This window comes from Pseudomonas sp. FFPRI_1 (assembly GCF_055384485.1).
The window spans coordinates 5,019,861-5,032,738 of the sequence record NZ_AP029168.1 but is presented as its reverse complement, the minus strand read 5'-3'; the positions used below and the strand labels follow the sequence as shown (position 1 = coordinate 5,032,738).

Sequence of the window (12,878 nt, the reverse complement as noted above, 5' to 3'; positions counted from 1 at the left end):
TGCAGATCCCCGTAGGAGCCGGCTTGCCGGCGAAGAGGCCCGCAAGTCATGCAGCGCCCCGGATGACGCCTTCGCTGGCAAGCCAGCTCCTACAGCAGGCAGATAGACCGTGCAGATCCCCGTAGGAGCCGGCTTGCCGGCGAAGAGGCCCGCAAGTCATGCAGCGCCCCAGGTGACGCCTTCGCTGGCAAGCCAGCTCCTACAGCAGGCAGTTAGACCGTGCAGTTTCCCGTAGGAGCCGGCTTGCCGGCGAAGAGGCCCGCGCGACGTGCGCCTGCCCAAGGGGTCATTTCAGCTCATTTGCCGGGGCGATACCCGGGCAAAGGGGCGTTTTGCTCGCCTTGCGCCCCGACCTGTCACAGAACCGTCATTCGCCGACCCTAGCGTGCCCTCCCAGTTGCCGGGCCCCTTGCCCGGCGTCAGCGGACTCTTGGGGGAGGACCATCATGTACAAGCGCAGCAGTCCCGGGCTTGTCAGCTTTACCTTGACCGCGCTGGCCATGGCCATCGCCAGCGAGCGTTTGAATGCCGCGGAGCCAGCGGCCACCGAGCACGTGGAAGTGGTGGGCCAGGCCGCCAGCATCGACCAGGCGCTCAAGGAGCAGCGTCGCTCGGACAGCATCGAGAGCGTGGTGCATGCCGACGGCGTGGCCCAGTTGCCGGACCAGAACGTTGCCGAGGCGGCGCAGCGCCTGCCAGGCATCAGCATCGAGCGCGACCAGGGCGAGGGGCGCTTCGTCAGCGTTCGCGGCCTGGGCCCGGACCTCAACAGCGTGACCATCAACGGCACCCTGGTGCCTTCGCCGGAAAGCGCACGCCGGGCCGTGGCCCTGGACGTGCTGCCCTCGGAACTGGTGCAGTCGCTGTCGGTGATCAAGACCCTGACCCCGGACATGGACGCCAACTCCCTAGGCGGCACCGTGGACGTGAAAAGCCTCTCGGCCTTCGACCACAAGGGCCTGTTCTACACCGGCAGCAGCGAGGCCAGCTACGACCAGAACACACGCCAGACCAGCCCGAAATTCTCCGGCGCGGCGAGCAACCGCTTCAGCCTCGGCGACGGCATCGACAACTTCGGCGTGGCCGCGGCCCTGAGCTGGCAGAAGCGCGATTTCGGTTCCGACAACGTCGAGACCGGCGGCGCCTGGGACTTCGAGCAAGGTGCCAAGCTGCAGGAATTCGAGCAGCGCGACTACGCCATTAGCCGCGAGCGCGCCGGTGGCGGCCTGAACTTCGACTACAAGCCCGACGACAGCAGCAGTTACTACCTGCGCACCCTCTACAGCCGCTACAAGGACAGCGAGACCCGCAACTCCACCAGCATCGAGTTCGCCGATCCCCTGGCGGCCGGCGAGCGCGGCGACGCCGAAGCCGCGCGCAAGCTCAAGCAGCGCGAGGAGACCCAGGAGATCCAGTCCTACGTGTTCGGCGGCGAGCGCCAGCTGGGCCTGTGGACCCTCAGCGGCCAGACCGGCTACAGCCGTTCCAGCGAAGACAGCCCGGCGCATATCGCCGGGGCCACCTTCAAGGGCAACAGCGATTTTTCCGATAGCGGTTTCTACGGCAACGGCAAGCCACGCCCGGTGATCGGCGCCGGCTTCTACGACCCGGCCAACTTCACCCTGGACAAGGTCGACTGGGAAAAGCAGAACACCACCGACACCGAGAAGAATCTGCGCCTGGACCTGGCCCGGGACTACGACCTCGGTGGCTACGCCGCGCAGTTCAAGTTCGGCGGCAAGCTCAGCCGGCGCAACAAGGACAACGACCTGGAGGCCTGGGTCTACAAGGACTTCGACGCCCTGGGGTTCAGCGACGCGCAGCTCAACCTCGGGCAGTTCCAGAAGGGCAGCGTGGACTATTCCCTCGGCCGCTTCGGCCCGGGCATCAGTGGCGGTGCCATCAAGCAGCTGATCGGCGGTCTGAATCAGGCGGCCTTCTATGACGAGGAAGAGTCCCGGGTCAACGACTTCAAGATCCGCGAAGACATCAACGCCGGCTACTTCATGAACACCCTGGACATCGACGACTGGCGCTTCATCGCCGGCCTGCGCTACGAGGGCACCGAGTTCCAGGCCAAGGGCACCGGGGTCACCGACGGCGCCTTTACCGCCACCGACACCCAGCGTCGCTACCAGCACTGGCTGCCGGGGCTGCACGCACGCTACCAGCTGGACAAGAACACCCAGTTGCGCGCGGCCTGGACCAAGAGCGTGGTGCGCCCGACCTTTGGCCAACTGGCCCCGGGCTTTGTCATCGACGGTGACGAGGCGACCTTCGGCAACCCCGACCTCAAGCCCCTGGAGTCGAGCAACCTGGACCTGGGCATCGAGCACTACATGGGCCATGCCGGCACGGTCTCGGCCTTCGTGTTCTACAAGGACATCCAGAACTTCGTCTACAACACCGACCTGGCCGGCACCGGCGCCTGGAGCGGGTTCTCCGAGGCCCACACCTTCGCCAACGGCGACAGCGCCAAGCTGTACGGCCTGGAGCTGGCCTACTCGCAGAAATTCGACTGGCTGCCGGCGCCGTGGAACGGCTTGCTGGTAGGCGCCAACAGCACCTTCAGCCGTTCCAGCGCGAGCATCGAGGGCTTCGACCAGAAGGCCGGGGTCAACCGCAAGCGCGACATCGACCTGCCCAACCAGTCGAACACCGTGGGCAACCTGATGCTCGGCTGGGAAGACGACAAGCTCAGCCTGCGCCTGTCGGCCAACTACAAGTCGGCCTACCTGTTCGAACTGGCCTCCATCAGCGACAAGGCCCACGACCTGCACGTGGATGCCCAGACCTTTGTCGATTTCAGCGCCAAGTACGCCCTGACCAAGAACCTGCAGCTGAGCTTCGAGGCGCAGAACCTCACCGACCAGCCGTACTTCGTCTACACCGGCAACCGCTCCTACAACGCCCAGTACGAAGAGTACGGCCCGACCTACAAGCTCGGCCTGACCTTCACCCATTTCTAAGCCAGCGGCCGCTGCCCCGGTGGCGGCGGACGCAATCGACTTCTGCCAAGGAATCACCTTTTGATGAGCACTGTATCTGCCCGCAAACCCTGCCTGCTGGCGCTGTTGGTCGGCCTGTCCTGGGGCGCTGCCCAGGCGGCGCCGAGCGTGCCGGGCCTGAACCTCAAGCCCTGGGCCACCGCGCAATTGAGTGTCGAGGCCCTGGGTTTTCTGCCCGTGGGCCAGGGCAGCGAACGCCTGGCCGCCAGCGCCCGCGACGGCTTGTTGCTGCTGGATCAGCAGGGGCGCTCCCTGGCCCAGCTCAAGGGGTCGTTCAGCGGCCTCGACAGCCGCGCCGCCGGCCAGCAGGTGCTGGTGGCCAGCCTCGACAACGACCGTCAGCAGGCGTTGCTGGTGAGCCTTGATCCGGCGACCCGCCGTTGGGGCCAGCCGCTGTACTTGCCGGCCCGGGATTATCCGGTCAATGGCCTGTGCCTGTTTCGCGACGAGGCCAGCAACCTGTTCCTGTTCCTGGTGGGCGAGGAGGGCAAGGGCGAGCAATGGCTGGTGGGCAACGCTGCGCAGTTGAGCGCCGAGCCGCAACGGGTGCGCGGCCTGCCACTGCCGCCCGAGGCCAAGTTCTGCCAGGTGGAAGATGGATCCCAGCAACTGCTGGTCAATGAACAGAACCTGGGCTGGTGGGCCTACCCGGCCCACGCCGAAGCCGACACCAGCCGCCAGCCGGTGGCCTTGCGTGCTCCTTTCGGCGCCATCGCCAAGAGCGCCGGGGCCATGGCCCTGGTGCCGGGCGGGGTACTGGGCCTGGACCCCAAGGCTGCGCAACTGCACCTCTTTCAGCAGCAGGCCAAGGGCTGGACGGCCGAGGCCACGCTGCCACTCCAGGGCCTCAAGGAACCGGAGAACCTAGCCGTGCGCGCCACGGCCAAGGGCCTGCAAGTGCTGCTGCGCGATGACCAGGACGGGCGCCTGTACCAGGGCCAGCTGGATTGGCAACCGACGCCGCAGGCCCTGCCACAGGTGTTGCCCAGCGTGATGGCCGCAGCGCAGAGCGCGCCGGTGGGGCGCCAGGGCGATGCCGCCGATGATCCGGCGATCTGGATTCACCCCCAGCGCCCGGAATTGAGCCGGGTGCTGGGCACCAACAAGAAGCAGGGCCTGCTGGCCTATGACCTGCAGGGCAAGCTGTTGCAGGAGCTGGCGGTGGGGCGGCTGAACAACGTCGACGTGCGGCCCAACTTCCAGCTCGGCGAGCGCCGCGTGGACCTGGCCGTGGCCAGCAACCGCGACCGCAACAGCCTCAGCCTGTTCGCCATCGACCGGGCCAGCGGCGAGCTGAGCGAGGCCGGGGAGGTGCCCACGCCGCTCAAGGAAATCTACGGCATCTGCCTGTTCCAACCGGCCAGCGGCGAGATCTACGCCATTGCCAACGACAAGGACGGCACCTTCGTCCAGTACCGCCTGAGCGCCCCCGGCGGCACCGCCCAGGGCGAGCTGGTGCGCCAGTTCAAGGTGGCCAGCCAGCCCGAGGGCTGTGTCGCCGACGACCAGCGCCAGCGGCTGTTTCTCGGTGAAGAGGATGTCGGGGTCTGGGCGGTGGATGCCCGTCCCGAGCAGCCGGCGACCCTGCACAGCGTGATCAAGGTCGGTGGCCTGCTGCAGGCCGATGTCGAAGGCCTGGCCCTGTACCAGAGCGAGGCCCGGGACTACCTGGTGATTTCCAGCCAGGGCAACGACAGCTACCTGGTGCTCGATGCCGAGCCGCCCTTTGCTTCCCACGGTGCGTTCCGGGTCGGCCTCAACGCTGCGGCAAGGATCGACGGCGCCTCGGAAACCGATGGCCTGGAAGTCACCTCGGCCAACCTCGGCGGGCCCTGGGGGCAGGGCCTGCTGGTGGTCCAGGACGGGCGCAAGCGCATGCCCGAAGACACCCAGAACTTCAAGTTGGTGCCCTGGGCCGACGTCACCCGGGCCCTGAAGCTGCCCTGAGCCGGCGGTCATCACCCGGTCATTTGAATCTCATCGAATAGCCCTGCCAGCACTGGCTCACGCCCTGGCGGGCACCCGAGAAGGAGTTCCACCATGCAGGCCACACTCGAACACATGAGCATCTGGGGGCTGGTCAGCGAGGCCAGCCTGTTGGTCAAGGCGGTGATGCTGAGTTTGCTTCTGGCGTCGCTGCTCAGCTGGTACCTGATCATCCAGCGCGCCAGCGTACTGCGCGCAGACGAGCGCCGGCTCAACGCGTTCATCCAGCGCTTTCGCGCGGTCCCCGAACTCTTGCCGCTGTACCGCGACACGGCACAGCAAGCGGACCCGCAGGGCGGCGTCGAGCCGATCTTCCTCGCCGGCTTCCAGGAGTTCAGCCACCTGCGCTTGCACAGCGCCGCCGAGGCGGTGCTCGACGGGGTGGAACGGGCCCTGTACGTGGCCGTCAGTGAACAGGAAACCCGCCTGGAGAAGGGCCTGCAGTTTCTCGCCAGTGTGGGCTCGGTGAGCCCTTACATCGGCCTGTTCGGCACCGTGTGGGGGATCATGAACTCCTTCCTCGGCCTGTCCCAGGTGCAGCAGGCGAGCCTGTCCACCGTGGCCCCGGGGATTGCCGAGGCGCTGATCGCCACCGCCATGGGCCTGTTCGCGGCGATCCCCGCGGTGATCGCCTACAACCGGTTTGCCGCCCGCAGCCAGACCCTGCTGACCCGCTACTACGCCTTCGGCAACGAGCTGCAAGTGCGCCTGCACCGGACCCTGCAGGGCACCCCGAGCCACCTGGCCGTGGCCGCCTGAACGAGGAGCAAACCGATGTTAGTCAGGCCGCAACGCAAGCACGGACCCAAGGCGGAAATGAACGTGGTGCCCTATATCGACGTGATGCTGGTGCTGCTGGTGATCTTCATGGTCACCGCGCCGATGCTCACCCAGGGGGTGAAGCTCGAATTGCCCAAGGTTGCCAGCGAGGCCCTGGCCACCGACAGCCGCCAGCAGATCCTCACCCTGTCGGTGCAGGCCAGCGGTGGCTACTACTGGAACCTGGGCAGCGAGTTGGACACCCACAGCCAGACCGACAGCGCCGTGGACCTTGAGCAGATGCGCACCAAGGTGGCCCAGGTGATTGCCCAGCGCGGCGACACCCAGGTGTACATCCGCGCCGACCAGGACGCCGCCTACGCCAGCGTGGTGGCGGCCATGGCCGCCTTGCAGCAGGGTGGGGTGCGCAACCTCGGGCTGGTGACCGAGGCCCCGCAATGACGGCGCTCAGCATGCCCGGCCCGGCCTTGCTGCCGATGGCCCCCGAGGCGTCCGGTTTCTGGCGCAACAGCCTGGCGGCGAGCCTGGCCCTGGCCCTGCACGCCGGGGTGCTGGCGGCGCTGGTGCTGGGCGGGGCGGTGGACACGCCGAAGGCCGAAACACCGCCGGTGCTGACCACCCAACTGGTGATGCTGGCGCCGCCCGCCGCGCCTGCGCCACCCGTGCCGGCAGTGGCCGAGGTGTCGCCACCGCCACCGCCACCACCTGCGGCTGCGCTGGCACCGCCCACGCCCCAGGTCGCCCCCCAGGAGCAGGCGCAAAAGCTGGAGCAGGCGGCCCTGGCGCGCAAGCGCGTGCAAGACAAGCAGCGCGAGCAGGTACAGGAGCAACAGCGCCAGCAGCGCGAGCGCCTGGAGGCCGAACAGCGGCAGCGCGATACCGAGCAACGCCTGGCCCAGGAACAGGCACAACAGGCCCAGCGTGCCGAGCAGTCGCGGCTGGCAGCCGAGCGTGCGCGCCAGCAGGCCGCCCAGGCGGCGGCCGACAGCCGCCAGTACCAGCCCCTGAGCAAGGAGGCGCCGGACTATCCGCAGCGAGCCCTGGACAAGAACCTGCAAGGCGACTGCACCGTGGAGTACAGCGTCAACCCACAGGGCCGGGTGGAGAACCCCAAGGTCATCGATGGCTGCCATCCGCTGTTCATACGCCCGTCCCTGGCGGCGGTGGCGACCTTCCGTTACCAGCCACGCTTGCTCGATGGCCGGGCAGTCACGGTGCCGGCGGTGCGCAACACCTTCCATTACCGGATCCACTAGGGCCTCGGGCGCCCATCGAGGTTGCCCGAGGGCTCGTTGTGTGGCCGAGCAAGTCCCCTTGGCTGTCCGCCAATGCCCTCAACCGCGGCGTCGGGGTGCCTTAGTGTGGCCGGGTGTGGTCCGCTCCAGTTGCTGGGGCGGGCCCTTTGCCCTGGCCGCACAGAGGACCGTCGATGCCCACCGCCATTCCCGCTTGTTCCCGCCCGCTGAGGCAGCCCGCCTGGTTTGTCTTGCGTCTGGCTCCAGTGCTGCTCCTGAGCCTGTTGTTGAGTGCCTGCGGCGAAGCTGAAGCCCCCGCTGCCGGGCGCCTCGACGCCGCCCGGCAGCGCCCGGCCGACCCGGCCCTGGCCCAGGTCTACGCCAGCAGCTGCCAGCTGTGCCACGCCAACCCGGCCTCCGGCGCGCCCCTGGCCGGCGATGCCAAGGCCTGGGCCCCGCGCCTGGCCCAGGGTGCCGACACCCTGCTGGACCACAGCATCAACGGCTATCAGGGCATGCCGCCCATGGGCCAGTGCATGCAGTGCAGCGAGGAGCAGTTCCTGGCCCTGATCAGTTTCATGTCCGGCCACTCATTCCAATAACAAGACAAGGACCGCCCCATGGTCATGCCTCTTTCTCGACGCCGGCTGCTGCAAGGGGCCGGCGCCCTCGGTGCCTTTGCCGCACTGTGCAGCAACCCGGTGCTGGCCGAGCTGGTCCGCGCCCCGCGGCTGATCCCCTGGCGCAACTGGTCCGGCGCGCAAAGCTGCCTGCCCGAGGCGCGGCTGGCGCCCAAGGACCTCGACGAACTGATCCGGGTGATCCGCCAGGCCCCGGGCAAGGTCCGTCCGGTGGGTTCCGGGCATTCCTTCAGCGCTCTGGTGCCCACCGACGGCACCTTGCTGTCCTTGGCCTATTTCAACGGCCTGCTGGCGCACGACCCCAAGACCCTGCAGGCCGAGTTCGCCGCCGGCACGCCGATGGCGCTGATGGGCCCGGCCCTCAAGGACGTGGGCCAGGCCCTGTGGAACATGGCAGACATCGACTACCAGACTCTGGCCGGGGCGATTTCCACCTCCACCCACGGCACTGGAGTCGGCTTCGGTTCCTATTCGTCCCAGGTCTGCGGCCTGCAACTGGTGAGCGCCCAGGGTGAGGTGCTGGACTGCGATCACCAGCGCAACGCCGAAGTGTTCCACGCCGCCCGGGTGTCCCTCGGTGCCCTGGGGGTGACCACCCGGGTGCGCTTGCAGAACCGCGCGGCCTACCGCCTGCGGGAAAAACAATGGATCGCCAGGACCGACGAACTGCTGGAAGACATGGACCACCTCACCCGTGACAACCAGCACTGGGAAATGCTCGTGGTCACCCATTCCGACTACGCCCTGGCGGTGGCGCTGAACGAAACCTCCGATCCGGCCACTGCGCCCAGGGATCCGGCGGAAGAGGGCGGCAACGAATTCGTCAGCCTGATCGAGAACCTCGACAAGTACGTCAGCGACTTCCCCGAGACTCGCCGCCACCTGCTCAACAGCCTGCGCTGGCTGGCGCGTTTCGATGAGCGGGTCGGGGATTCCTTCCAGGTCTACGCCAACGTGCGCAGCGTGCGCTTCAACGAGATGGAGTACTCGGTGCCGGCAGCCCAGGGCCCGGCCTGCCTGCGGGAAATCCTCGCGCTGATCCGCGACAAGGACCTGCGCACCTGGTTTCCCATCGAGTACCGCTACGTCAAGGCCGATGACATTCCCCTGAGCATGTTCGAGGGCCGCGACAGCTGTTCGATCTCGGTGCACCAGCACTACAGCATGGATCACCACAACTTCTTCGCCGCAGTGGAGCCGATCTTCTGGAAGTACCAGGGCCGTCCGCACTGGGGCAAGCATCACAGTCTCAACGCTCGCACCTTGCAGGGGCTGTACCCGCAGTGGTCGGCCTTTGCCAGGGTGCGCCAGGAACTGGACCCCCAGGGCAAGTTCATCAATGCCCACCTGGCCTCGGTGCTGGGTGTGGCGTGAAACGGAGATTCAGCACATGAACCGTCGTCATTTCATGGCCGGCACCCTGGGTGCCGGTGTCCTGCTGGCGGGCGTCGGCGCCTGGCTGCGGCCCGGTGACCGGGGCGCGCCCTACAGCCCTTACTTCGCTGCGCTCAACCGCGAACTCAAGGCCAACGGGCCGATGCAGCCGGTGATGCTGATCGACCTCGACCGCCTGGACCACAATATCGACCAGGTGATGCAGTCGGTGCGCGCCGGGGGCAAGCAGCTGCGCCTGGTGGAGAAATCCCTGCCGTCGCCGGGGCTGCTGGGCTATATCGCCCAGCGCGCCGGCACCCGGCGCTTGATGTCCTTCCACCAGCCGTTTCTCAATCACGATGCCCAGGTGTTCCCCGACGCCGATATCCTCCTGGGCAAGCCGCTGCCGGTGCGCGCCGCGCAATTGTTCTACCAGCAGCTCAAGGGGCCCTTCGACCCCCAGCGTCAGTTGCAGTGGCTGCTGGACACCCCCGAACGCCTGCAGCAGTACCTGGCGCTGGCCCAGGGTCTGGGCCAGCGGATGCGCATCAATATCGAGCTGGACGTGGGCCTGCACCGGGGCGGGGTGGCAGACAGCGCCGTGCTGGGGCAGATGCTCGGCCTGATCCAGGCCAATCCCCAGCACCTGGAGTTTGCCGGGTTCATGGGCTACGACCCCTTTGTCGACATGGGCGTGCCAGGGATCCTCGGCTCCCCGCAGAGCCTGTTTGCCCAGGTCATGCTGCTCTACAACGGTTTCGTCGATTTCACCCGCCAGCAGTACCCGGCCCTGTGGCGTGCTGGCCTGACCCTGAACACCGCCGGCAGCCCCAGCTATCGCCGGCATCAGCAGGAGTCCTTGAGCACCGAACTGTCGGTGGGCACGGCGCTGCTCAAACCCAGCCACTACGACCTGGTGTCCCTGGAGCAGCATGTACCGGCGGCCTTTATTGCCACCCCGGTGCTCAAGAGCACCGGCCCGGTGCGGATCCCGGCCCTGGACGACAAGTCGCGGCTGTTCTCCTGGTGGGACAGCAACCAGCGCGCGACCTTTTTCATCTACGGCGGCCACTGGCTGGCGGACTTCGAGTCGCCGGCGGGCCTGCAGAGCAACGAGCTGTTTGGCCGCAGCTCCAATCAGGAGATGGTCAACGGCTCCCCGGCGGTGGGCCTGCAGGTGGACGACCAGGTGTTCCTGCGGCCGCAGCAGAGCGAGGCGGTGCTCCTGCAATTCGGCGACCTGCTGGCGCTGCGCGGCGGGCGCATCGTCGAACGTTGGCCGGTTTATAGGTGAGGGGCAGCTGCAAGCCGCAAGCTGCAAGCTGCAAGCTGCAAGCGAAAAGCGAAAAGCGAAAAGCGAAAAGCGAAAAATAACAAAACCCAAGCTTCAAACCCCAAGCTTGAGGCTTGAGGCTTGAGGCTTGAGGCTTGAGGCTTGAGGCTTGAGGCTTGAGGCTTGCCGCTTGCCGGCGGGGCGGCTCTAGAGGGCGAAGGGGATGGTCAGTTTGGCCCAGAGCATGTCGCCTTCGGGGCGGTTCTTCACTTCGAACTCCTTGGCCCAGCGCACCTCGGCGCTGGCGTACTTGAGAAAGCGCAGGTGCACTGCCGGGCCGATGGCGAACACTTGTCCGCGCACGCCATCACTGACGTCCTCGCCCATGAAGGTCACGGTCTTGCCGAACTGCTTGTCGTCGGTGGTCTGCTTCAGGTAGTAGCCGTTGAGCCCCAGGCTCAGGTCATCGGTCACCCGGTAGCTGGCCGAATAGTCGAAGTGGAAGATCTGCCCGGAGCGGTAGTCGGTGGCGTGGTTTTCCTGGTTGAAGCTGTAGGTGGTCTTGAACGACAGTTCGCTGCGCTCGCTGGGCAGCCAGGTCATGGAGAACAGCGGTTTGTAGGTGCTGAAGTTGTTGCTGGTGTTGGCCAGCCGCTCGGCATCGTATTCGCCGGTGGGCAAGGTCACTTCCACCGCCGCGCCGAGGGTCAGGTTGGGCCCCAGGTCCCAGAGAATGATCGGCGCGAAGGTGGTGTCGCCCATGCTCTCGCGGCGGTCGCTCTGGCCGAACAGCGACACCTGCTGGCGCAGGTAGGGCTGGGCCACGTAACCCCCCAGGCGGCCGCCGAAGACTCGCAGCGGGCTCAGGTAGTCCAGGCGCGGGATGATCGCGTCGGAGGTGATCTTGACCTCCTGCACCTTGCCGCCAAAAGAGCTGATGTCGAGCTTCTTGGCCTGGTAGTGGTTGTAGTAGAGGTTGAAGGCGAACATGTGGTCCGGCAGTTGGTCGGGGCTCAGGGGCAGGACGTAGAAACCGTCGGTGCCGGGGCCGATGTTGTCGACCCCGGACTCCGTGGCCTGGGCGGTCAGACTGCAGGACGCCATCAGGGCCAGGCCCAGGCGCAGAGGGGAGGTGAGACGCTTCGGGTGCATGGTTGGGCTCATTCTTATTGTTAGTGGGGGAGCGCGGTGGCAGGCGCGCCGGCCGCCCCATAGAAATAAGCCCTGGCCGGGGCGCGGGGCAGGGTATTGGCGGCCACTGAGGGGGACTTTGTCGGACAGGTTGCAATGCCTTGTTACATTTTCCCGCCAATTCCCCCGCCACGGGATATGCTTGGGCAGCCGGTGGTGCCTTGGCACCGGTGCAGCCCGACAATAAGAACAGCCGCCCAAGCGGCCCGGAAGCCGACTCCATGCCGATCAAAGCCGTCGATGCCCATGACCAGCTAGCCCTGGTTTCACCCTTCCTGTTGCAGACCCTGGCCGATGTCGCCCAGGACAAAGGGGTCAGCGCCGAGCGCCTGTGCCGCGGCCTGGGCTTTACCCTGGACGACTTGCAAGACCCGACCCTGCGCATCTCCTACCGCCAGGCGGTGGCGATGATCGAGCGTGCCCTGGCGGCCTTGCCCCAGCAGGGGCTGGGGCTCTGGGTCGGCAGCCGCAACGTGCTGGGCACTTTGGGCCTGCTGGGCCACGCCCTGTCCCTGTGCCGGACCCTGGGCGATGCCTTCGAACTGGGTATCCGCCACCAGCACACCTCGGGCACCATCGTCAGCGCCGACGTCGGGCGCCAGGGGGATGAGTTCTTTGTCGAACTGCAATGCCGCCTGCCCTATGGCGAGGTGCAGATCTTTGCTGCCGAAGAGTTCTTCGCCAGCCTGCTGATCTATGGCCGGGCGCTGTTGAGTGCGGACTTCCAGGCGTTGCGGGTGGAGTTCATGCACGCCGCGCCGGCTTATGCCGAGCTCTATACCCGCTTGCTCGGCGACAATGTGCGCTTCGGTTGCCTGCAGGCGCGCCTGGTGATCGAGGCCCGCTGGCTGCAGGCGCCGCTGCCCAATCACCACCCGGTGGCCCTGCGCCAGGCCCTCAAGCTGCTGGAACTGGAAAGCGCCCAGGTGCACCAGAAAATGGACCTGATCCAGGCGGTGGAGCGGGCCCTGTCCCGGGACCTGCGGGCCGGCAGCCCGATCGAGCAGGTGGCGGGGGACCTGAACATGAGCGGGCGCACCCTGCGCCGGCGCCTGACCGAGCACGGCCTGACCTTCGAAGCGCTGCTGGAGCGGGTGCGCCAGGCCCGCACCCTGACCCTGCTGGGCAACCCGGAGCTGTCCATCGAACGCATCACCGAAGAGGTCGGCTACAGCGACGTGCGCAGCTTCCGCCGGGCCTTCAAGCGCTGGACCGGCCTGAGCCCCAGCGCCTTTCGCGAAGAAACCGCGGTGCACTGATCCCTCTCTGCCTGGGGGCTCGTGCGCCCCGGCGACGCCGGCCAAGGCCTGCTTGCGCGACCAGGGCTGCCGGGCCCCGTGGCGAGGGTGCTTGCTCGCGCCAGGCGCTCGTGAACATGAAGGATTGAATC

10 protein-coding genes are annotated in these 12,878 nt (G+C 67.0%); 9 read left to right on the top strand and 1 reads right to left on the bottom strand.

What is annotated here, in order from left to right; genetic code table 11:
* The first annotated feature begins 446 nt into the window (after positions 1–446).
* The 8 genes from ACZ5BO_RS22175 (at position 447) to ACZ5BO_RS22140 (ending at position 10,318) form a co-directional block, all read left to right on the top strand.
* Positions 447–2,969, top strand: a complete 2,523-nt coding sequence (locus ACZ5BO_RS22175; protein WP_464696481.1) for a TonB-dependent receptor — start codon at positions 447–449, stop codon at positions 2,967–2,969.
* Positions 2,970–3,032: 63 nt separating this feature from the next.
* The gene (locus ACZ5BO_RS22170) at positions 3,033–4,955 is read left to right on the top strand and encodes a phytase (RefSeq protein WP_464696480.1); all 1,923 of its coding nucleotides are present in this window, start codon (positions 3,033–3,035) and stop codon (positions 4,953–4,955) included.
* A 93-nt stretch (positions 4,956–5,048) separates the two neighbouring features.
* Positions 5,049–5,753: a protein TolQ gene (gene tolQ, locus ACZ5BO_RS22165; RefSeq protein WP_464696479.1), complete on the top strand. Its 705-nt coding sequence runs from the start codon at positions 5,049–5,051 to the stop codon at positions 5,751–5,753.
* Positions 5,754–5,768: 15 nt separating this feature from the next.
* Positions 5,769–6,215, top strand: a complete 447-nt coding sequence (gene tolR, locus ACZ5BO_RS22160) for a protein TolR (protein ID WP_464696478.1) — start codon at positions 5,769–5,771, stop codon at positions 6,213–6,215.
* Positions 6,212–7,030, top strand: coding sequence for an energy transducer TonB (locus ACZ5BO_RS22155; RefSeq protein WP_464696477.1), 819 nt, complete (start codon positions 6,212–6,214; stop codon positions 7,028–7,030). The genes tolR and ACZ5BO_RS22155 overlap by 4 nt, the downstream gene beginning before the upstream one ends.
* A 173-nt stretch (positions 7,031–7,203) precedes the next feature.
* Positions 7,204–7,611, top strand: coding sequence for a c-type cytochrome (locus ACZ5BO_RS22150; RefSeq protein ID WP_464696476.1), 408 nt, complete (start codon positions 7,204–7,206; stop codon positions 7,609–7,611).
* An 84-nt stretch (positions 7,612–7,695) separates the two neighbouring features.
* Positions 7,696–9,024 carry a D-arabinono-1,4-lactone oxidase gene (locus ACZ5BO_RS22145; RefSeq protein ID WP_464701343.1) on the top strand — a complete coding sequence of 443 codons (1,329 nt, stop codon included), beginning with the start codon at positions 7,696–7,698 and terminating at the stop codon, positions 9,022–9,024.
* 85 nt (positions 9,025–9,109) lie between these two features.
* Positions 9,110–10,318, top strand: coding sequence for a DSD1 family PLP-dependent enzyme (locus tag ACZ5BO_RS22140; protein WP_464701341.1), 1,209 nt, complete (start codon positions 9,110–9,112; stop codon positions 10,316–10,318).
* Positions 10,319–10,504: 186 nt separating this feature from the next.
* Here ACZ5BO_RS22140 and ACZ5BO_RS22135 read toward each other — a convergent pair whose 3' ends face one another.
* A complete protein-coding gene (locus tag ACZ5BO_RS22135) occupies positions 10,505–11,449 on the bottom strand; it encodes a SphA family protein (RefSeq protein WP_043274460.1) in 945 nt (314 codons plus the stop codon).
* A gap of 260 nt (positions 11,450–11,709) precedes the next feature.
* On the opposite strand from ACZ5BO_RS22135, the gene ACZ5BO_RS22130 reads away from it, so the two are divergent.
* Complete coding sequence (locus ACZ5BO_RS22130) at positions 11,710–12,747, top strand: AraC family transcriptional regulator (RefSeq protein WP_464696475.1); 1,038 nt, start codon at positions 11,710–11,712, stop codon at positions 12,745–12,747.
* Positions 12,748–12,878 lie beyond the last annotated feature (131 nt).